At 73.3% G+C, this 18,761-nt stretch carries 16 protein-coding genes and 1 pseudogene; 10 read left to right on the top strand and 7 right to left on the bottom strand.

Annotated elements, in window-relative coordinates; all coding sequences use genetic code 11:
• Positions 1-85 precede the first annotated feature (85 nt).
• Positions 86-916, top strand: coding sequence for a pentapeptide repeat-containing protein (locus AQJ84_RS21840; RefSeq protein ID WP_030043952.1), 831 nt, complete (start codon positions 86-88; stop codon positions 914-916).
• On the opposite strand, the gene AQJ84_RS21835 is transcribed toward AQJ84_RS21840, so the two are convergent.
• A complete protein-coding gene (locus AQJ84_RS21835; RefSeq protein WP_053190451.1) occupies positions 878-2,425 on the bottom strand; it encodes a cytochrome P450 in 1,548 nt (515 codons plus the stop codon). The two genes, AQJ84_RS21840 and AQJ84_RS21835, sit on opposite strands and share 39 nt — an antisense overlap.
• A 107-nt stretch (positions 2,426-2,532) precedes the next feature.
• On the opposite strand from AQJ84_RS21835, the gene AQJ84_RS21830 reads away from it, so the two are divergent.
• Both AQJ84_RS21830 and AQJ84_RS21825 read left to right on the top strand, forming a co-directional pair.
• On the top strand, positions 2,533-3,135 hold the full coding sequence (locus tag AQJ84_RS21830; RefSeq protein WP_030043950.1) for a TetR/AcrR family transcriptional regulator: 603 nt from the start codon (positions 2,533-2,535) through the stop codon (positions 3,133-3,135).
• 362 nt (positions 3,136-3,497) lie between these two features.
• Positions 3,498-4,220, top strand: a complete 723-nt coding sequence (locus AQJ84_RS21825) for a DUF2470 domain-containing protein (RefSeq protein ID WP_030043949.1) — start codon at positions 3,498-3,500, stop codon at positions 4,218-4,220.
• On the opposite strand, the gene AQJ84_RS21820 is transcribed toward AQJ84_RS21825, so the two are convergent.
• From AQJ84_RS21820 to AQJ84_RS21810, 3 genes are all read right to left on the bottom strand, one after another.
• On the bottom strand, positions 4,188-5,387 hold the full coding sequence (locus tag AQJ84_RS21820) for a lactonase family protein (RefSeq protein WP_053190452.1): 1,200 nt from the start codon (positions 5,385-5,387) through the stop codon (positions 4,188-4,190). The genes AQJ84_RS21825 and AQJ84_RS21820 overlap by 33 nt on opposite strands.
• Positions 5,388-5,527: 140 nt before the next feature.
• Positions 5,528-6,586 carry a hypothetical protein gene (locus tag AQJ84_RS21815; protein ID WP_030043947.1) on the bottom strand — a complete coding sequence of 353 codons (1,059 nt, stop codon included), beginning with the start codon at positions 6,584-6,586 and terminating at the stop codon, positions 5,528-5,530.
• Positions 6,587-6,638: 52 nt separating this feature from the next.
• Positions 6,639-7,892, bottom strand: coding sequence for an FUSC family protein (locus AQJ84_RS21810; RefSeq protein WP_030043946.1), 1,254 nt, complete (start codon positions 7,890-7,892; stop codon positions 6,639-6,641).
• A 215-nt stretch (positions 7,893-8,107) separates the two neighbouring features.
• On the opposite strand from AQJ84_RS21810, the gene AQJ84_RS21805 reads away from it, so the two are divergent.
• A complete protein-coding gene (locus AQJ84_RS21805) occupies positions 8,108-9,460 on the top strand; it encodes an erythromycin esterase family protein (RefSeq protein WP_030043945.1) in 1,353 nt (450 codons plus the stop codon).
• 8 nt (positions 9,461-9,468) lie between these two features.
• Here the strand turns inward: AQJ84_RS21805 and AQJ84_RS21800 are convergent, their stop codons facing one another.
• A complete protein-coding gene (locus tag AQJ84_RS21800; RefSeq protein ID WP_030043944.1) occupies positions 9,469-9,963 on the bottom strand; it encodes an FBP domain-containing protein in 495 nt (164 codons plus the stop codon).
• Between the two features lie 85 nt (positions 9,964-10,048).
• Between AQJ84_RS21800 and AQJ84_RS21795 the strand changes: the two genes are divergently transcribed.
• Positions 10,049-10,948 carry a DUF3626 domain-containing protein gene (locus tag AQJ84_RS21795; RefSeq protein ID WP_053190453.1) on the top strand — a complete coding sequence of 300 codons (900 nt, stop codon included), beginning with the start codon at positions 10,049-10,051 and terminating at the stop codon, positions 10,946-10,948.
• 385 nt (positions 10,949-11,333) lie between these two features.
• Here the strand turns inward: AQJ84_RS21795 and AQJ84_RS21790 are convergent, their stop codons facing one another.
• Positions 11,334-11,936 (bottom strand): helix-turn-helix transcriptional regulator, encoded by a 603-nt coding sequence (locus AQJ84_RS21790; RefSeq protein WP_198536270.1) that lies wholly within the window; start codon positions 11,934-11,936, stop codon positions 11,334-11,336.
• Between the two features lie 198 nt (positions 11,937-12,134).
• On the opposite strand from AQJ84_RS21790, the gene AQJ84_RS21785 reads away from it, so the two are divergent.
• The 3 genes from AQJ84_RS21785 (at position 12,135) to AQJ84_RS21775 (ending at position 16,773) form a co-directional block, all read left to right on the top strand.
• Positions 12,135-15,305: a bifunctional cytochrome P450/NADPH--P450 reductase gene (locus AQJ84_RS21785; RefSeq protein WP_053190454.1), complete on the top strand. Its 3,171-nt coding sequence runs from the start codon at positions 12,135-12,137 to the stop codon at positions 15,303-15,305.
• A gap of 33 nt (positions 15,306-15,338) precedes the next feature.
• Positions 15,339-16,331: a phosphotransferase family protein gene (locus AQJ84_RS21780; protein ID WP_053190473.1), complete on the top strand. Its 993-nt coding sequence runs from the start codon at positions 15,339-15,341 to the stop codon at positions 16,329-16,331.
• Positions 16,332-16,488: 157 nt separating this feature from the next.
• Positions 16,489-16,773, top strand: a complete 285-nt coding sequence (locus tag AQJ84_RS21775; RefSeq protein WP_030043939.1) for a hypothetical protein — start codon at positions 16,489-16,491, stop codon at positions 16,771-16,773.
• A gap of 62 nt (positions 16,774-16,835) precedes the next feature.
• Here the strand turns inward: AQJ84_RS21775 and AQJ84_RS21770 are convergent, their stop codons facing one another.
• Entirely contained in the window at positions 16,836-17,864 is a 1,029-nt protein-coding gene (locus AQJ84_RS21770; RefSeq protein WP_030043938.1) for an SDR family oxidoreductase, read from the bottom strand.
• Positions 17,865-17,964: 100 nt separating this feature from the next.
• Here AQJ84_RS21770 and AQJ84_RS41140 point away from each other — a divergent pair.
• Together AQJ84_RS41140 and AQJ84_RS21760 are read left to right on the top strand one after the other, a co-directional pair.
• A pseudogene (locus AQJ84_RS41140) lies at positions 17,965-18,111 on the top strand (M15 family metallopeptidase); the annotation flags it as partial.
• 145 nt (positions 18,112-18,256) lie between these two features.
• Positions 18,257-18,589, top strand: a complete 333-nt coding sequence (locus tag AQJ84_RS21760; RefSeq protein WP_030043936.1) for a hypothetical protein — start codon at positions 18,257-18,259, stop codon at positions 18,587-18,589.
• The last annotated feature ends 172 nt before the right edge of the window (positions 18,590-18,761 follow it).

The following is an 18,761-nucleotide window of genomic DNA, read 5'->3' as shown; positions in this document are numbered from 1 at the left end:
GGTGTGCGGCGCGGTGCGGGGTGGCGGCTCCGGGCCCGGACGGGCGTGGCCGGACCGTGACCTGCGGGAAAGTAGGCTGGAGGCCATGCCAGAACACATGACCGACCGGCCTGACCTGCGAGCCGACTGCGAGCAGTGCTTCGGCCTGTGCTGCGTCGCCCTGCCTTTCAGCGCCTCGGCGGACTTCGCCGTCGACAAGGCGGCCGGGAAGCCCTGCTCGAACCTCGGGACCGACCACCGCTGCGGCATCCACGCGACACTGCGGGACCAGGGGTTCAACGGCTGCACGGTCTACGACTGCTTCGGAGCCGGACAGAAGGTCTCGCGGCTCACCTTCGGCGGCCGGGACTGGCGTACCGGCCCGCGCGAGGACGCCCAGCGCATGTTCGACGTCTTCCCGGTCGTCCGCCAGCTCCACGAACTCCTCTGGTACCTCACCGAGGCGCTGGCCCTGCCGGCCGCCCGTTCCCTCCGCGCCGAGCTGCGTGCGGCCCTGGACGAGACCGAGGCGCTCACCCGACGATCCGCCGAGGATCTCGGCTCGCTGGACGTCGCCGCACACCGGCAGGAGGTCAACGTGCTCCTGCTCCGAACCAGCGAGCTGGCCCGGGCGGGCATCGGCGGCAAGAAGAAGAACCGCCGGGGCGCCGACCTGATGGGTGCCCGGCTCAAGGGGGCGGACCTGCGGGGCGCCAATCTCCGGGGCGCCTACCTCATAGCCGCCGACCTCAGCGGTGCCGACCTGCGCGGCGCGGACCTCATCGGCGCCGACCTGCGGGACGCCGACCTCACGGACGCGGATCTGACCGGCGCGTTCTTCCTCACCCAGCCCCAGGTGAACGCGGCCAGGGGCGGCCTGGGCACCCGGCTGCCGGCGTCAGTCACCCGGCCCGCGCACTGGACAGCGCTGCTCTGACGTCCGCTCGTCGTCGGCCTCGCGGTGCGGGCGCCCGGTGGCGGCACCGGGTGACGGCCTGGAGCCGGCCGCGGCCGCCCGGCGCTCCAGCCGCAGCCGCAGTCCGTCCGGCATCAGTGTGAGCCGTTCGGTCACCCGCAGCCGGTAGTCCGGGTCGGGCCGCAGTTCGTAGCGGCGCAGCAGCAGGCCGAGGACCAGGGTGGCCTCGTGCAGGGCGAACTGTCGCCCGATGCAGGCCCGCGCGCCCGTCCCGAACGGCTTGAAGGTGTGCGGTGGACGGGACCGTACGGCCTTCGCCTCGAAGCGGTCCGGGTCGAACTCCTCGGCGTCCGCACCCCAGACCGTCCGGTCGCGGTGCAGCATCGGCGTGATCACCAGCGTCCAGGCGCCCCGCCGCATCGGATGCGTTCCCGCCAGCACGGTGTCCTGCCGGGCCTCCCGGGCGAACGCGGGCGCCGTCGGCCACAGCCGCAGCGTCTCGTCCAGCACCCGTCGCACGTACCGCAGTTTGGCCACCTGGTCGTATCCGGGCAGTGCCGTGTCGCCCCACACCTGGTCCACCTCGGCGCGGGCGCGGGCGGCGATCCCGGGGTGCCGGGCGAGGTAGTGCAGAGCGAAGGACAGCGCGCCCGACGTGGTCTCGTGGCCGGCGACCAGGAAGGTGATGACCTGGCGGCGCACGTTCTCGGCGGACAGTCGCTCCCCGGTCCGCGGGTGGGCGGTCTCCAGCATCCGGTCCAGCAGGTCACCGCCCCCGTCGCCGCTCGCCGCACGCCGGGCCCGGACGAGGTCGTCCACCGTGCGGTTGAGGTAGGCGATGTCGTCCGCGTTGCGCCGGGCGGCCCGGCGCAGCAACTGGGGGAAGGGCTCGCTGTTCAGGCGCTGGGCGTAGGTGAGGGTGCCGACCATCGCCGTCACGAAGGGGTGCGGCCGGGCGCGTTCGAAGGAACCGAAGTCGTGCCCGAAGCCGGTCCGGGCGATCGTCTCCAGGGTCAGCTTGGTCATGTCGCCGGGCACGTCGACCGGCCGCCCCGCGGTGAGTGCGCGGTCCCAGTGGTCGGTGAGCCGCCCGGCCACGGCCAGCATCATTGAGTGGTAACCCTCCATGGCCTCCCGGTTGAAGCCGGGGGCCAGGACGTCGTGCGCCAGCTGCCAGTTGGGTTCGTGGTTGTACGCCGTGAACAGGCCGTCCCCGGCGACCGGCCGCAGGTTGGCCACCCCCAGCCCCACGTGTTTGGCGAACCGCGACTCGTCCGCCAGGTCGGCCACCAGACCGGAGCCCCAGGTGAACACGAACTCCCGGCCGAAGGCCTTGCGCCGGAAGATGGGCCCCAGCCGCCGGGCGTAGCGCAGCGTGTCCTGCAGCGGGGTGTGCCTGCCGGCCCCGACGACGTCGCCGAGCACGGGGAGCCGGTACGGCGGGTGCGGGATGCGGTGCAGCTCGGGCCAGCCCTGTTCGGCGCCGCGGAATCCGGCGGGCAGCGCGGCCTTCGTCGTGGTCTCCGCCATGCCCCATCTCCCTTGATACAGCGGCAGGTTGCGCGTGTTGTACGCCGGTTCAACAACGCGTTCCAGTCTGGTCCCGCTGTTGAACCGGCGTCAAGTAAAGTGCGGGCATGGCCGCGAACCAGGGCGAACGCGTACGCCGTCGGCTCAGCACCGGGGAGCGCCGGGAGCAGTTGTTGTCGGTGGGTGCCCGGCTGTTCTCGGAGAGCCCCTACGACGAGGTGTGGATCGAGCAGGTCGCCGAGATCGCCGGGGTCTCGCGCGGGCTGCTCTACCACTACTTCCCGACCAAGCGGGACTTCTTCGCGGCCGTCGTCGAGCGTGAGAGCGAGCGGATGCTGCGGATGTCGGCGGCCGTGCCCGGTGTGCCGGTACGCGAACAACTCGCCGCCGGCCTCGACACGTATCTGGAGCACGTCCGCGCCCACGCGCACGGCTACCGGGCCTTCCACCGCGCCGACGCCGCGGGCGACCAGGCCGTACGAAAGGTCTATCAGCGGGCGTTGGCCGCGCAGGAGCGGCAGATCCTCGCGGCGCTCGCCGCCGACCCGGAGTTCGGCCCGCGCGCGCTGGAGCGGCCTGAGCTGCGGCTGGCCGTGCGGGGCTGGCTGGCGTTCACCACCGCCGTGAGCCTTGAGTGGCTGCGTGACGCGGAGCTCTCCCGGGAGCAGGTGCGCGACCTGTGCGCCCGGGCGCTGCTGGGCGTCCTCTGAATCCGGACGCCGGTAGCGGAACACCTCCTGTTGCTCACGCCGGCCGTGCTCGGCATGGCGAGCCGTCCTGGCGGGCGTGATCGGCTTCGGGGTCACCCGGTGGGCCGGCTCCCCCGTCCCCGACGTCGTTGTCTGTGGATACTCAGGGTTCTATTCCTCTGCGTCGCACAGTGCCGGCCCGCGTGGTCGCGGGTGTCGTACACGTAGACGGCCTGCCGGCCGCGGCCGTCTCGACGCGGCCGAGGGCTGGGCGCCTGGCCCGTGCCCGCCGATCCGAATCGACGACATTCATGGCAGCCCGTGGTTGGCTTCGACCCCGATCTTCGATAGGTTAGGCAAGGCTTACCTAAGGAGGTTTTGGGATGGGTGACAGCCAGACCTGGACGGTCGCGCCTTCCGCGGCGGAAAGGGCCCGCTCGGTGCTCGCCGCCGCGTGGTCCTGCGCGGTGACCGCGGAGGGCGGGCGCGAGGAGTTCGTCGGCGCGCACACCGTCACCGAGGACGGTCGGGTGCTGCTGCACGTGCCCGAGGACAGCACCCTGGTCGCGGCCGCGATCTGCGCGCCCCGCGGGGAGCCGTCCGCCGTCCTGGAGTTCGCCGACGTGGCGCCCGTCCCCGTGCGCAACCGCATCCGCGCCCGGCTGTGGATCGCCGGATGGTTCGTCCACGAGGACGGCCACCTGGCGTTCCGGGCCACGCGCGTGGTGCTGCGCCTGCCGTCCGGCGCGGTGGTCGTCGACCTCGACGAGTTCGCCGCCGCCGCACCCGATCCGCTGGCCACCGCCGAGGCCCGGCTGCTCACCCACCTCGCCGACTGCCATGGCGACGCGGTCGAGCGGCTGACCCGCCTGGTCGAGTCCGACAGCCTGCACGGCGCGGTCCGCGTCCAGCCCCTCGCGGTCGACCGGCACGGACTGACGCTGCGCATCGAGCGCGCCCGTGCCCACGGCGACGTACGGCTGGCCTTCCACCGGCCCGCCGACGACGTCGCCCAGCTCACGGAGCGCATGCACGTCCTGCTCACCCAGGCCGCCGCAGCCTGCCCGCGGGCCCTACAGCGGCAGCGCGCAGACGGCGACGGGTGACGCGAACGGCTCGCCCGCGAGCCGCAGTTCACCGCTGTCCTCGTCCACGTGGAAGACGCTCACGGTGCTCGACTTCTGGTTCGCCGCGAACAGCAGCGTCCCGTCCGGTGAGAAGGCGATCTGCCGCGGGAAGTCACCCTCCACCGGGACCGTGTCCAGCAGCCGGAGCCGGGCGCCGTCCGCCTCCACCGCGTAGCGCGTGAGGCTGTTGTGGCCCCGGTTGGCGAGAAACGCGTACGCGCCGTTCGACGTCACCAGGATCTGCGCCGGGTAGCTGGTGCCCGAGCCCGTGCCCGTCGACTGGGGGTCGCCGACCGTCAGCCGGCCCGTCCTCGGCTCGTACCCGCAGACCGTCACCGTGTTGTCGACCTCGTCGGCCAGGTACGCGTGCCGGCCGCCGGGGTGGAAGGTCAGGTGGCGCGGCCCGGCGCCCGCCCGGGTGTGGGCCTGCGCGACCTCGGTCAGCCGGCCCGTCCTCTCGTCCAGGCGGTACGTGTACACGGTGTCCGTGCCCAGGTCGACGGCGAGCACATGGCCGCCGTCGGGGCTGGTCACGAACTGGTGGGCGTGCGGGCCCTCCTGTCCGGGGCCGGGCGCCGGACGTGAGTGGGTGACCAGGTCGGTGCGTTCACCCAGCGCCCCCGAGGCGTCGACCGGGTGCACGGCCACGCTGCCGGAGGTGTAGTTGGCGCTGAGCAGCCAGCGCCCCCCGGGGTGCACGGACAGGTGGCAGGGTCCCGCGCCACCGGTGCTCCGGCTGCCCAGCACCTCGCGGTCGGCCGTGCGGATGGCGGTCACCGCGCCGTCCTCACGCTCGCTCACCGCGTACAGCGTCCGCCCGTTCGGATGCGCGGCGAGGTAGGACGGGTTCTCGACGCCGGTGAGCGTGCCGGTCCCGGTGACACGGCCGCTCGCGGCGTCGTAGGTGGCGAGAGCGATGCCCTTGCCGCCGCCCTCCACGGAGGTGTAGGTGCCGAGGTAGAGCGGGCGGGGGCCGGTGAGGGCGGAGGACGAGGGGGCGCGGCTCCCCGACGGTGCCCTGCTCGCCTCCGCGCCCGTCGGGCCGGTTGGCGACGGGGCGTCGTCACACCCCGGCAGCGCGGCCGCCGCGCCCGTTCCCGCCAGGGCGCCGACGAATCGGCGCCTGCTCAAGCCCTCACTGCCCATCTGTACACCTCAGGTCGTCGCTCGTCCCGCCGCGACCACCTTGACGTGGATCACCCGCCGGATGCAACAGCGGCATCAGGCGTCGCGCAGCGGGCAACGCCTGCCCGCCCGGACTCGGGTCTCCGCGCCGTTCCGGGCGGCTACCAGTCGCCGTCCTGGACCGGTTTGCCCGGTGCGTCGCCCAGCGGGTGCACCTGGGGCGGCACGGGCTGGTGCCAGGGAGCGTGGTCGTCGCCGAGCCAGTCGCCGACCGGCTTGACCTGCTGGAGCGGGTCGGTGGGGGCGAGATCCCCGGCGTCCTGGTCGTAGTAGTCGAACCAGGGCAGCCCGGCCCTGGTGTAGGCGGCACGGTCCACGGGCGACGGCGGCGGCGCCTCGCCGGTGATCCGGCGCCACTCGGGCGGCGTCACCAGATGCACGAACACCCGCCCCGCGGGCAGCTCGGCCCAGTCCGACGGCGGGCGGTCGTCCCGGTAGACCTCCTGACGCATCGAACCTCCGACCCCGAGACCCATGGCCGCGGCCGCCCGGCCCGGGGCCATGGGAGCCGAGGCCGGCGCAGGCACCGGGCCACCGGGGGGCGCCGCGGCCATGGACATGGCCGCTCCGTAGCCCCCGCTCGGCGGAGGCATCGCCCTGGCACGCTCCGCCCGGCGCCGCTCCTCCTCCCGCCACCGGGCCAGCGGCCCGTCGTTGAGCGCGAACGACTGCAGTTGTACGCCGCCCCAGACCTCCTCGCCGGTCACCTGGCCCTCGACCGTCGCGCCGAGCCCCAGCGGCACCGCCACGAACTGGCGGACCGTGCCCTTCCCGGAGTTGATGCCGTCCAGCCACGGCTGACGGGGCAGCACGACGTAGTTCTGCGGATCGCGGGCGAGCCGGTCGCTCCACGGCAGGCCCGAGACCGCGCACACCTTGCCCACCCCGACCTGCAACGCGGCCGGTTCCCGCGTGCCCGAGAAGCTGAGCCACATCGCCTCGCGCAGGTACACCGGCAGCATCACACCGCCCCGCGCCCGCCACTGCTCGGGGACGGTGCCGGGGTAGTCGCGCACCCGGCGGACGGGGAACTCGCCGAGCCCGGGAGGCAGCGGATGCGTGCCCGTCTCGGGCAGCCGCAGCGTGCGGACGAACCGCACCGCCACTCCGCCCGGCAGCCGCAGTGTGGTCCCGTCGATCCGCACGGTCGTGTCCGTCACTGTCCCGCCCCCTTCGCCGGTCCCCGGAGGCACGACGCCTCGAGTGGACTCGTCACCTTGAACGCCGCTCGGTGGCCTCGCGGTTCCGTCGCAGTTGCGCGGGCACGCGCAGGCTCTCCCGCAGCCGGGTGAGCCGCGGCATGCGTTCGCGCTGCTCACGGGAGACGCGGTCGAGTTCCTCCAGGAGGCGGCGCGAGCGGTGCTCGGTGTCGAGCTCGTCGAGGATCCGGTTCACCTCGGTGAGGACGGCGCCGTGCAGCTGCCACTGCCCGGCGTCGCGCCGGGCCTCGTCCAGGAGGAGCTGTGCCAGCTTGTCGCGGGTGGCGGCGGCCTGTCGCAGTTCGGCGGTCAGCCGGGACTCCGCCGCATCGGCGTTCACACTCACCGGGGTGGTGACCAGGACCGCGAAACTGACCACGGCGTCGCCGATCTCCGACAGCTGCCGCTCCACGGCGGCGCCCGTCTCCGACGCGAACAGGGCATCGGGATCGCGCTCCTTCGCGAGGTCGGTGAAGGTGCGCGCCAGGACCCGCAGGACGACCGTGCAGATCTCCAGCGTGTCCAGGCCGGTGCGCAGCACGACCCGGTGCAGCAGCCCCTCCTTGACACGCGGATTGAGCCGCAGACTGTCCTCGGCCTGCCGCAGCGCCGCGTCCACCTCGACGATGTCGTGGTCGAGCCGGCGCGCCTCGTACAGCCGGGCCGTCGCCGACTCGACGGGGGTACGGCCCGCGGCCTCCTCGCCCATGCTCAGCATCAGCTGCCGCATCCGCCGGGCCAGCCCCTCGATGGACTCCCCGGCCTCGCCCACCCACACCGGAGGAGCGAGCAGCAGGTTGCAGCCGAGGCCGACCACCGCGCCGATCAGCGTCTCCAGCACCCGCGCCCAGGCGGTGTCCCCGACGGTCGTCACACCGAGCACCAGCATCGCGCTGATCGCCACCTCGGGCACGAACTCGTCGACCCGCACCAGATGCCCGACGGCCAGCGCCGCCACGATCAGCAGCCCGAGGCTCCACCAGGTCAGTCCCACCAGCAGGCTGAAGGCGATGGCGACGAGAACGCCCGCCACCACGGAGTTCACCCGGCGGATACCGGTGGTGAGGGTGGAGTAGAGGGTGACCTGGACGACCAGCAGCGCGGTCAGCGGCGCGGTGAGCGGCGCCGCCTCGGGGCTCAGGCGCAGCGCGATGACGTACGCGAGGGTCGCCGCCGCCGACGAACGCAGCGCCTGGACGACGACGGGGTCCCGGTGCCGTTTCGCCAAGCGCACCAGGGGCGTCGTCCATTCACGTACGTCTCGCATCGTCGCGCTGTTCCCTTCCACGGATGTTCCGACGGTACTCATTGAGGACTGCAACTGTCCGCAAGGAAACGTAGTTTGTCATTCCGCTTCGCCGCCGGGCGGGCAGGGTGCCCGATCATGAGGAAAACCCCCCGCGCGCCCCGTGGCTGTCCGCACCCCCGATCCGGTGGACCGCCGGATGGTCCCGGCCCGCCGGTGACGCACAGCCTTGGACCATGACATGGCAACGGACCGGCTCACTCCTGACCCTGCTCGTCACCCTCGGCACCGTCGTGCCGGCCGGCGCCCCGGCCACGGCGAATGCCGCGACCACCGCCCCGGCCTCGGCCGTGGTCGGGGCACTCGACCGCGCCGCCCACCCCCTGCGCACCGTCGAACCGGGCGGCGACAGTCGCGATCTGCGCTCCCTCGGCCGCATGATCGGCGACGCCCGGGTCGTCGGCCTGGGCGAGGCCACCCACGGCTCGCACGACTTCTTCGCTCTGAAGGACCGCGTCTTCCGGCACCTGGTCGAGGAGAAGGGCTTCCGCACCTTCGCCCTGGAGGTCCCCTGGAGCACCGGCCTGCGCCTCGACCGCTACGTCCTGAACGGCGAGGGCGACCCACGGCGCATCATGCGCGACGAGTTCCAGCGCGACTACCAGTGGTGGAACAACACCGACTACCTGAGGCTCGTGGAGTGGATGCGGACCTACAACGTCCGCCACCCGGGCGACCCCGTCCGCTTCATGGGCGACGACATCGCCTGGTCGGGCCCCGAGTCCTACGACGCGGTCGAGGCGTACGTGGCCGCCGCGCATCCCGGGGCGAGTGCCCGCCTCGCCGAGCTCTACCGCGGCCTGCGGCCCACCGTGCCGACGGGGACGTACATCGAGCAGTACCTGGACGCGCCGTACGCCGAGCGCATGGAGAGGGCCGCTCGCACGGGCGAGGCGCTGCGACTGATCGGAGATCAGGGGCCGGGCAGGAGCGGCCGACGGGCGTACGACCGGGCTCTGCAGAGCGCCACCGCCATCGATCAGACAGCCCGGCAGTACGCCTTCGACTTCGAGGACCCCGCGCAGATCGCCGAGGCCATGCGCTATCGGGACGGGGCGATGGCCGCCAACGTCGTCTGGTGGCACCGGCACACCGGCGGCAAGGTCCTGCTGTCGGCGCACAACAACCACGTCGGCTACGTACCGGAGAACCCCGCCGCCATCCCGAAGGTGCAGGGCGCCTTCCTGCGCGACAGCCTCGGCGCGAGGTACGTGAACGTGGGCCTGAGCTTCGACCACGGGTCGTTCCTGGCCACCGGCCGGGACGACACCGTCGTCCGACGCTGGACGCTGGGCCCGGCGGGCCCCGGAAGCAACGAGCGGACCCTGGACCGGGTAGGGCACCGGGACTACGTACTCGACCTGCGCGTCACCGGATCACCGGCCGGGGAGTGGCTGCGCCGGGCCCGGCCGACGCGCGGCATCGGCACGGCCTATCCCGACGGCCCGTACGACATCGCGCTCGCCCGCAGCTACGACGTCCTGGTCCACCTGCACGAGGTGGCGGCGGCGCGGCTGCGGGACCGGTAGCCGACGGGTCAGGCGTACAGCGTGTCCAGGAAGGCGGCCAGATTGGCCCTCGTCCGGTCGATCTGCTGCTCCAGGGTGAGGCTCTCCTCGAAGCGGGACCCGGACTCCAGGGCCTTCCTGCCGCGCAGGTAGAGGGAACACGCCAGGTCGGTGCACATGTAGACGCCCACCGAGTTGCCCTCGCGGCCCGCCGTGCCGGCCTTGCGGGCGGTCATCAGCGAGACACCGCCGCCCGGGTGCGTGGTCAGACACAGGGAACACATGCTGCGGTGCAGGAAGCCGCGCCTGGAGGACGGGAACCGCAGGGTGACGCCGACGAGTTCGCCGGACCGCTCGGTGACGAGAAAGCTGCGGTCGGGGGCTCCCGGATCACGCCAGCCGAGGAAGTCCAGGTCGTCCCACGGGCGTTCGTCGAGATCCCGGGGCACGGCCAGCCGCTTCGCCTCGCCCTTCGAGCAGTTCACGAACGAGTTGCGGATGTCGTGCTCGGTGAGTGATCTCATGGTGAGTCTCCTGGGTGTCGCAAGCTGAAACCTAGGGGTATTAGGTTTGGCCGCCAGGGTAGGCGGGCGCGAGGGGGAGAGGCCAGTGGATTTCCAGGACGTGGGCTCGGCGCGGGCACGGGCCGCGCTGCTGCATGTGGCGGCACGCTCCGAGGGGCCGCCCGTCCCATCCGATCTGCGCATCACGCTGAACTTCCACCCGGACCGGCTCGGGCGCGGGCTGCCCATCCTGCGGGCGCTCGCCCAGGACGGCGCGTATCACTCGCAGTTCGTGACGGGCACCGGAAACGGCGGTCTGACCGCGCCCCCGGGCGGGGACCGGTGGCGCTGGGAGAGCCGGATCTTCGGCGGGGTCTACGACGACGCCCCCGCCCTGGACCGGCCGGTGTACGGCGCCCTCGACTTCCGCCGCCAAGTCGTGGGCGCGGCCCCGAGGTTCGGCTCCTCCCACTTCCGTCTCACCGGCGCCACCCTCGCCCGCGCCACCTTCTGCTACCCCGACAGCGCGGCCGAGCCGGCCGACTTCGGAGTCGCCGCGGGCATGTCCCTGATCGCGCTGGCCGAGGCCGACGCACAGGACGCCCTCAACGACTACGTCGAGACCCAGGTGCACGGCGGCGTCGACCTCGTCCGGGACGTCGAGGCGCTGGTCCTCGACGCGAGCTACCGCGGCACTCCCGTCGAGTCGGCGGCCCGCCTGCTGCCCTGTGCCGTCGAATGGCACCCCGGCTACCGGATCACCGTGGCACGGCTTCACCAGCACGCCGACTACCGCGGGCAGCGGTACGCCGACCTCGGCGCCCACCTCGCCGAGGACGGCCACCTGGACCCGCGCATCATCGGCGACGCGGCCCGCACGGGCCGCTACGAGCTTCAGGACCTGAAGATGATCTGGCACACCCTGGCCCGCTTCGGGGCGCCGGAGGGGGCGGGGACGGCCTGTGTCGGTGGCGGGGCGGAGCGTGTCGGGCGGCCTGTGGCGTAGGAGTGGTCTTGGGGGTGCCGGGGGCGCGGGGGCGAGGTGTGTTCCGGCGGTTCCGGAGGGCGCGGGGCGGAGGACGCGCGACGGGCCGGAGGGAGGGGGAGGGGGTCTCTGCCCAACGGCTCGGCTGCCCGGCTGCGCTCCGTGCTGCGCGTGCCCGGCTGCGCTCCGTGCTGCGCGCAGCCGAGCCGTTGGGCTGCGGCCGGTCGGCGCCGGTGCGGGACGTGAGGCGCCGGGGAGGCCTGGTGCCGGGAGCGCCGGAGCTTGCGGGCCCGGCGTGTTCGGGTGGAATCGGGACGTTTCCGGAGCCGGCCAGGGCCTGTTGTCTGGATCAGGCCGGCTGGGAGGCACCGCCCCGCTCTGGTCGGCATGATCCGAACGACAGGCCCTAGTCCGCCGACGGTGCAAGCGCAGGCGTCGGTGGCCACGTGCCCGAGGCCAGTACGCCCAACGCGTAGGCCCGGGCCACCAGTTCCGTTCGGTTCGCCGCGTCCCAGCGGGCGGACAGGCGCCGCAGGTGGTAGGTGACGCCGTCGGTCGTGAGCCCGGTCTCGCGGGCCACCCGTGCCGTGGTCGCGCCACCCGCGAGCAGCGCCAGGATGCGGGCCTCCGCCGACGTCACCCGGGCCGGCGCCTCCGCGGGCGCATGCGGCTCGCGCTCGCCCAGCACCCGCAGCATCACCAGCAGCGCGGGGGTCTCCTCGACCGTGTCGCTCACCGGGTCCGCCGTCAGCTCCCCGAAGCGCTGCGCACCGCCGGGCGCCGCCCAGCACACCGACACCTGGTAGCGCGACCGGTGCCGCAGCCTGAGCGCCTGTGCGATCCGCTCCACCTGCGTCGCCTGCTGCGGGCGGAACACCTCCAGCACGTCCCGGCCGCGCAGCCGCCCCGGGGCCACCCCGCACTCCGCCGCCATCGCCGGATTGGCCAGCAGGACGGCGCCGTACACGTCGCACACCGCGACCGGCACCGAGACCCGGTCGAAGAGCATCAGGGCGCGGTTGCGCCAGGTCACGGCCTCCCGCCGATCCCCCTCCACCCGTACCTCCTGCCACGGCGGGCCACCCGCCGCAAGGCCTGCGCGCCCGGATGTACTACACAATCATGTAGGGGAGCGGCGCGGACCGGCAGGGCCGGTGGACCAACCTGGACGCAGTACTTCCGTACCGCGAAAGGCAGTTGTCGCGCCATGCCCCCCACCGCGCAGACCGCACCCTCCCTCCCCGGCGTCCCCCTCGTCGACATCTCCGCCACCGGCCCCGGCCGCACGCCCCTCCAGCAGATCATGGGGCTGATGCGGGAGCACGGCTCCGTGCTCACGCGGCGGCTGCACGGACGGGACGTCACCTTCGTCGCCGACCTCGACCTCGTCACGGAGCTCGCCGACGAGAGCCGGTTCGCCAAGGCCGTCGGCCCCGCGCTGGAGAACGTGCGTGAGTTCGCCGCCGACGGACTGTTCACCGCGTACAACGACGAGCCCAACTGGGCCAAGGCCCACGACATCCTGATGCCCGCCTTCGCGTTGGGCTCGATGCGCACCTACCACCCGGTGATGCTGGACGTCGCCCGCCGGCTCATCGGCTCCTGGGACCGGGCCGCGGGCGGCGGGCGGCCGGTGAACATCCCCGACGACATGACCCGGATGACGCTCGACACCATCGGCCTCGCCGGGTTCGGCTACGACTTCGGCTCCTTCGACCGGGACGAGCCCCACCCCTTCGTCGAGTCGATGGTGCGCTGCCTGGAATGGGCGATGACCCGCCTGGCCCGCACGCCGGGCGGAGACTACGCGGCCCAGGACGAGGCCTTCCGCACGGACGCCGCCCACCTCGCGCAGGTCGTGGACGACGTGATCAGCGCCCGGGTGGCCGCCGGCGAGACCGGCACCGACGACCTCCTCGGCCTCATGCTCAGCGCCACCCACCCCGCCGACGGCACCACCCTCGACACCACCAACATCCGCAACCAGGTGATCACCTTCCTGATCGCCGGGCACGAGACCACCTCCGGCGCGATGTCCTTCGCGATGTACTACCTCACCAAGCACCCGGCCGTGCTCCGGCTGGTACAGCGCGAGGTGGACGCGATGTGGGGCGACACCGCCGACCCCGAGCCGACCTTCGACGAGGTCGGACGGCTCACCTACACCCGTCAGGTCCTCAACGAGGCGCTCCGGCTGTGGCCCACCGCCGCCGCCTTCAGCCGCCAGGCCCGCGAGGACACCGTGCTGGGCGGCCGGATCCCGCTGCGCGCCGGACAGGCCCTGACCGTGGTCGCCCCGATGCTGCACCGGCAGCCGGTCTGGGGCGACAACCCCGGGCTGTTCGACCCCTCCCGGTTCACGCCCGAGGCGGAGGCCGCCCGCTCGCCGCACGCCTTCAAGCCCTTCGGAACCGGTGAACGCGCCTGCATCGGGCGGCAGTTCGCCCTCCACGAGGCGACCATGCTGCTCGCGCTGCTCGTCCACCGCTACCGCCTGCACGACCACGCCGACTACCGGCTCACCGTCAAGGAGGCACTTACCCTCAAGCCGGACGGCTTCACCCTCACCCTGACCCCGCGCACCGCCGCCGACCGCGCCCACACCCCCCTGCCGGGAGGTCTCCAGGCGGCCCCGGACACCACGACCGCCGACGCGGCCCTTCCCGCCCGGGTGCTCCCCGGCACCCGCGCCCTGTTCCTGCACGGCAGCAACTACGGCACGTGCCGCGACTTCGCCGGCCAACTCGCCGACGAGGCCGCCGCCCTGGGCTGCGAGACGGAGGTCGCGCCCCTGGACGCGTACCCGGACGGTCTGCCCACGGACCGCCCCGTCGTCATCACCGCCGCCTCCTACAACGGGCAACCAACGGACGACGCACGGCAGTTCGCCGCCTGGCTGGACGAAGCCACCGACGCGACCGGCGTCACCTACGCCGTCCTCGGCGTCGGCGACCGCAACTGGGCCGCCACCTACCAGCACGTCCCCACCCGCGTCGACGAGCGCCTCGCCGAACTCGGCGGCACGCGTCTGCTGGAGCGCGCCTCCGGCGACGCCTCCGGTGACCTCACCGGCACCGTCCGCGCCTTCATCGCCCGCCTGCGCGCCGCGCTCCTCGAGGAGTACGGCGACCCGGACGCCACCGAGGTCCCCGAGGCCGAGCCCACGGCCGCCTACGAGGTCCGGACGCTGACCGGAGGTCCGCTGGACGCCCTGGCCGAGCGGCACGACCTGGTCCCGATGACCGTGACGGAGGCCTACGACCTCACCGCCCCCGGCCATCCCCGCCTCAAGCGGTTCGTACGGCTCGCCCTGCCGTCCGGCACCACCTACCGCACGGCCGACCACGTCACCGTGCTCCCGGCCAACGACAAGGTCCTCGTCGAGCGGGCCGCCGCCGCTCTCGGCGTCGACCTGGACGCCGTACTGGACATCCGCCCCGCCCGCCCGCGCCGCGACGGCCTCGCCGTCGACCGACCCCTGACCGTACGTCAGCTACTCACCCGGCACGTCGAGTTGCAGCAGCGTCCGACCGCCGGACAGTTGTCCGTGCTGGCCGCCGCCAACCCGTGCCCGCCGGAACGGGCCCGGCTGGCGGCCCTGGGCGACGACGACCCACGCACCCTCGTGGAGATCTTCGAGTCCCACCCGGCCCTGCGCGGTGCCCTCGACTGGCCGGCCCTGCTCGACCTCCTGACCTCGATGCGCCCCCGCCAGTACTCGGTCTCGTCCTCGCCCGCGACCGACCCCGGGCACATCGACCTGATGGTCTCCCTCCTGGAGGCGCCCGCGCGTTCCGGCAGCGGCACCTACCGGGGTGTCGGCTCCGCGTACCTCGCCGGCGTCCATGCCGGGGACACCGTGCCGGCCCGCATCCAGCCCTGCCGGGAGGCCTTCCGCGTCGACCACTCCCGGCCGGTCGTCATGATCGCGGCGGGCACCGGTCTGGCCCCGTTCCGCGGCGCCGTCGCCGACCGGACGGCCGCTCTGGCCAGGGGTGAGCAACTGCCGCCCGCACTCTGCTACTTCGGCTGCGACGCCCCGGACGCCGACTTCCTGCACGCCGACGAACTCCGTGCCGCGGAGGTCGCCGGAGCCGTCCGGCTCCGCCCGGCCTTCAGCGCCGCCCCGCAGGGCGGGATGACCTTCGTGCAGCACCGGATCGCCGCCGAGGCCGACGAGGTGTGGGAACTCCTCGACGCGGGCGCCCGGGTGTACGTCTGCGGTGACGGTGCACGGATGGCGCCGGGGGTGCGGGAGGCGTTCCGTACCCTGTACCGGGAGCGCACGCCGGACGCCGACGAGGCGGCCGCCGAGCGGTGGCTGGGCGGGCTGGTGGAGGCCGGGCGTTACGTCGAGGATGTGTACGTGGCGGGCTGACCGGACGAGAGGCGGACACGGGTGGGGGACTCCATGCATTCCTGGGAACGGGCGCGGCAGGTCCTGGAGGGCGCGCGCCTGCCCGCCGGCACACTCACCCGGGTCCGGCCGCTGACGGGCGGCACCTACAACACCGTCGAGGAACTCCTCCTCGCCGACGGCAGCCGGTACGTGCTGAAGGTCGCCCCCGAGGCGACCGCGCCCGCCCTGCGGTACGAGTCCCGACTCCTGGTCGCCGAGGCGGAGTTCTACCGGGCGGCGGCCGAGGCCGGCGTGACCGCCCCGCGGGTGGTGGCGTTCGGCGACGACACCGCCGTACCGCATGTGTTGATGACCGCCTGCCCGGGCGAACCCTGGAACGGCTCCCTGACGGAACCCGAACGTTTAGCTCTGCGCACGGAGTTGGGCCGCCAGGTGGCCCGTCTGCACACCGTGACCGGGCCCGGCTTCGGCTATCCGTCGGGCGCCCTCGGGCCGCTCGCCCCCGACTGGCGGACCGCCTTCGCCGGCATGGTCGACGCCGTCCTGGAGGACGCCCGCCGCTACCGTGCCCGGCTGCCGCGGCCCGCCGACGAGGTGGCACGGACCGTCCGCGCGGCCCTCCCCGCGCTCGACGAGGTCACCACCCCCCGTCTGGTCCACTTCGACCTGTGGAACGGCAACATCCTCGTGGACCGCCCGGCCGGACAGGGGCCCCGCATCGGTGGGCTCATCGACGGGGAGCGCATGTTCTGGGGCGACCCGCTGGCCGACTTCGTCTCCCTGGCGCTGCTGGGCGACATCAGGCGTGACCAGGCGTTCCTCGCGGGCTACCGGGAAGCGGGAGGACGGGCCGAGTTCGACGCGCCTGCCCGCCTCCGCCTCGCCCTCTACCGGACCTACCTCTACCTGATCATGGTCGCGGAGACCGTTCCGCGGGCGGTCGACGCCGACCAGGACCGATGGGTGCAGGAGACCGTCGTCCCCGAGCTCGTCACGGCTCTGAAGGAGATCGAAGAGCTCGCTTCCGCTTGGTTCAGGGCGTGATTCTTCGCGCGCGGCGGCCGGCGCCCCGAACCGGCACCCGAGGGGCCCGCGCCCGCCTGGCGCACGGCGCTGGAGGAGCGGGTGCCGCACTGACGTTTCGCCGATCGTCGCGGAGGTACTCGCGGGGCGCCCCGAACTCCAGGAAGGGAGCTACGCCGTGGACCACCGCAGCGAAGGACCAGGCGAGAACGGCGTGCCCGTTCCGCGCGACCTGCCCGATCAGCAGGCACACGAGGGCGAGGACCCCTGGGAGGTCGGCGCCGGCCGCGCCCAGGGAGACACCGTCGACACCACCGAGGCCGCGAAGTCCGCGGAACCCGATTCCGGGGAGTCCGGCGCCGACGTCCCCGACACGGACGAGGCGGGCACCGGCAGGGAGGGTGCGCCCCGGTCGGGCGCGGTCCACCCCGAGCAGCCGGTGCCGGACGAGCCCGCGGACTGATCCGCCCTCCCCGCTGTGGTCCGGGCTTGGCGGCTGCCCCCGGTGCCGGGCCTCGGCGCCCGTCAGCCCACCTTGCGTCCCCGCAGGGGCTCCGTGTCGGCACCCGCCCCCTGTCGCAGGCCCAGCAGGAACTCCTCCAGGACCTCCGGTGTCGTGTGGGCCGGGTGCCAGCCGAGTTCCGTGCGGGCACGGGTGCAGTCCATCAGGGGGAGCCTGAGGACGGCGTCGAAGAGATGCGGGGAGGCGGGCAGCAGGTGCAGGCCCCACGCCGCGGCGATCGCCGAGCGGGCCGCGGTGCGCGGCAGCCGTACGGGACGGGCGTCCAGCATCTCGCCGAGCAGCTCCACGTCGACGGGCGGTTCGGCCGCCAGGTTGAACGGTCCGCCGACGTCGGTGCGCATAGCGAGCGCGTACGCCTTCGCCGCGTCGTCGGTGTGCAGCGCCTGGACGCGCAGGCCCGGGATGTCGGGGAGGAAGGGCAGCAGATCGGGCCGGGCCAGCGTGCCCGGCAGGAAACGGCCGCCGAAGATGCGGCGCTGCTCGCTCGCCGACTCCCGCTTGAACAGGAACGCGGGCCGCATCCGCACCACCCGGACACCGGGGTGGTCGCGCTCGAAGGTGTCCAGCGCGCGCTCCAGATAGGCCTTCTCCCGGCAGTACGCGGCGTCCGGCCAGCCGTGGGTCGGCCAGGACTCGTCGACCGCGCGTCCCTTCGGCCCGGGGGAGTAGGCCCCGACCGACGACGCGTGCACCAGCGTCGGCACGGCGGCCGTGGCCACCGCGTCGAACACCCGGATGGAACCGAGGACGTTGGTGCGCCAGGTAACCGCCGGGTCGTGCGTGGGCTGGAACGCCCACGCCAGATGGACCACAGCGTCGGCGCCCTCGAACTCCCTGACCAGATCGCTTCGGTCGGAGGCCAGGTCGACCGCCGACCACTCCGTCTTCCGCGGTTCCCACTCGGGGAGCCGGCGGGCCAGCCCCCGTACGGAGCCGACCTTCGGATCCTCGGAGAGGAGGCGCACCAGGCTGGTGCCTACGTTGCCGGTGGCGCCCGTGACCACGATCCTGCTGCCCGTTGTGCTGCTCACCTTCGTCTCCTCTCGCCCGCGGGTCCGACGGGGCTGCCCGAGTACCCCCGCCCCCGGGAACGCACGCGGCACCTCCTTGTGGATGCGAGACGATCACTCCATGACCGAGATCATCCTGATGTCCGACGCCCGGGTCGCCGCCGTTCCCGTCGAGGAGTGCGGTGAGCCGCTGGTGGACGTGCGAGAGTCTCTCCTGTTCGACGACCGCAAGCACGTGGACTCCCACGGGGCCGAGGTCCACCTGCGGCGGACGGAGACCGCTACTGGGCCCTGCTCACCGGCGCCTTGGCCGCGCTCTACGGTCCGAAAGAACTCGACGTGGCCCGGATCGTGTCCGACCATGGAGCTCGTGGCCGTGGCAGGGCGCCGGTCAGAGAGCGAAAAGCCGAGAGATGACCACTTCGGGTCCTGACAGCGCCTTCGGCGGCGGCTGGATCATCGACACCAACCTGCGGCCGTTCTGCGAGTCGGTCGCCGCGTTCGCGGGATACGACTTCGACGACTCGGACTGGCAGGCCGTCGAGACGGCCCTGCCCGAGACCGACGTCGAGCGGTCCGCCTGGTACGACTACCCGCTGTCGGGCGGGGTGCCGCTGACCCTGTTCGTCGCGGCCGACCCGGGTTCCAGCGTGGTCTTCGTCGGCATCGGCGGAGCACCCGACGACGCCACGAAAGCCAAGATCGAGGCGGCCCTGCAGATCTTCGCTTGGTGGGCACTGGCCTGACGCGCCCTGGCCTCGGGGTGACCGGTGACAACGACGCCATCGCCTCGCTGAGGGTGACGTCCAACCCGGCCACGTACTTCCGCCTGGGCAACGTCACGAGCGGCCTGGTGCTGGACGGGCGCCACCGGCAACGGCGACCCGGTCCGGCAGAAGGCCTGGAACGGCGATACCA

The organism is Streptomyces resistomycificus, from assembly GCF_001514265.1.
Classification (GTDB): domain Bacteria; phylum Actinomycetota; class Actinomycetes; order Streptomycetales; family Streptomycetaceae; genus Streptomyces; species Streptomyces resistomycificus.
This window is presented reverse-complemented; position numbering and strand designations above follow the sequence as displayed.

What these genes read in the sequence shown, in the direction of transcription:
- AQJ84_RS21840 (WP_030043952.1), top strand. Translation starts at nt 86, where the DNA reads ATGCCAGAACACATGACCGACCGGCCTGACCTGCGAGCCGACTGCGAG.
- AQJ84_RS21835 (WP_053190451.1), bottom strand. Translation starts at nt 2,425, where the DNA reads ATGGCGGAGACCACGACGAAGGCCGCGCTGCCCGCCGGATTCCGCGGC.
- AQJ84_RS21830 (WP_030043950.1), top strand. Translation starts at nt 2,533, where the DNA reads ATGGCCGCGAACCAGGGCGAACGCGTACGCCGTCGGCTCAGCACCGGG.
- AQJ84_RS21825 (WP_030043949.1), top strand. Translation starts at nt 3,498, where the DNA reads ATGGGTGACAGCCAGACCTGGACGGTCGCGCCTTCCGCGGCGGAAAGG.
- AQJ84_RS21820 (WP_053190452.1), bottom strand. Translation starts at nt 5,387, where the DNA reads ATGGGCAGTGAGGGCTTGAGCAGGCGCCGATTCGTCGGCGCCCTGGCG.
- AQJ84_RS21810 (WP_030043946.1), bottom strand. Translation starts at nt 7,892, where the DNA reads ATGCGAGACGTACGTGAATGGACGACGCCCCTGGTGCGCTTGGCGAAA.
- AQJ84_RS21805 (WP_030043945.1), top strand. Translation starts at nt 8,108, where the DNA reads ATGACATGGCAACGGACCGGCTCACTCCTGACCCTGCTCGTCACCCTC.
- AQJ84_RS21800 (WP_030043944.1), bottom strand. Translation starts at nt 9,963, where the DNA reads ATGAGATCACTCACCGAGCACGACATCCGCAACTCGTTCGTGAACTGC.
- AQJ84_RS21790 (WP_198536270.1), bottom strand. Translation starts at nt 11,936, where the DNA reads ATGCTCTTCGACCGGGTCTCGGTGCCGGTCGCGGTGTGCGACGTGTAC.
- AQJ84_RS21785 (WP_053190454.1), top strand. Translation starts at nt 12,135, where the DNA reads ATGCCCCCCACCGCGCAGACCGCACCCTCCCTCCCCGGCGTCCCCCTC.
- AQJ84_RS21780 (WP_053190473.1), top strand. Translation starts at nt 15,339, where the DNA reads ATGCATTCCTGGGAACGGGCGCGGCAGGTCCTGGAGGGCGCGCGCCTG.
- AQJ84_RS21760 (WP_030043936.1), top strand. Translation starts at nt 18,257, where the DNA reads ATGACCACTTCGGGTCCTGACAGCGCCTTCGGCGGCGGCTGGATCATC.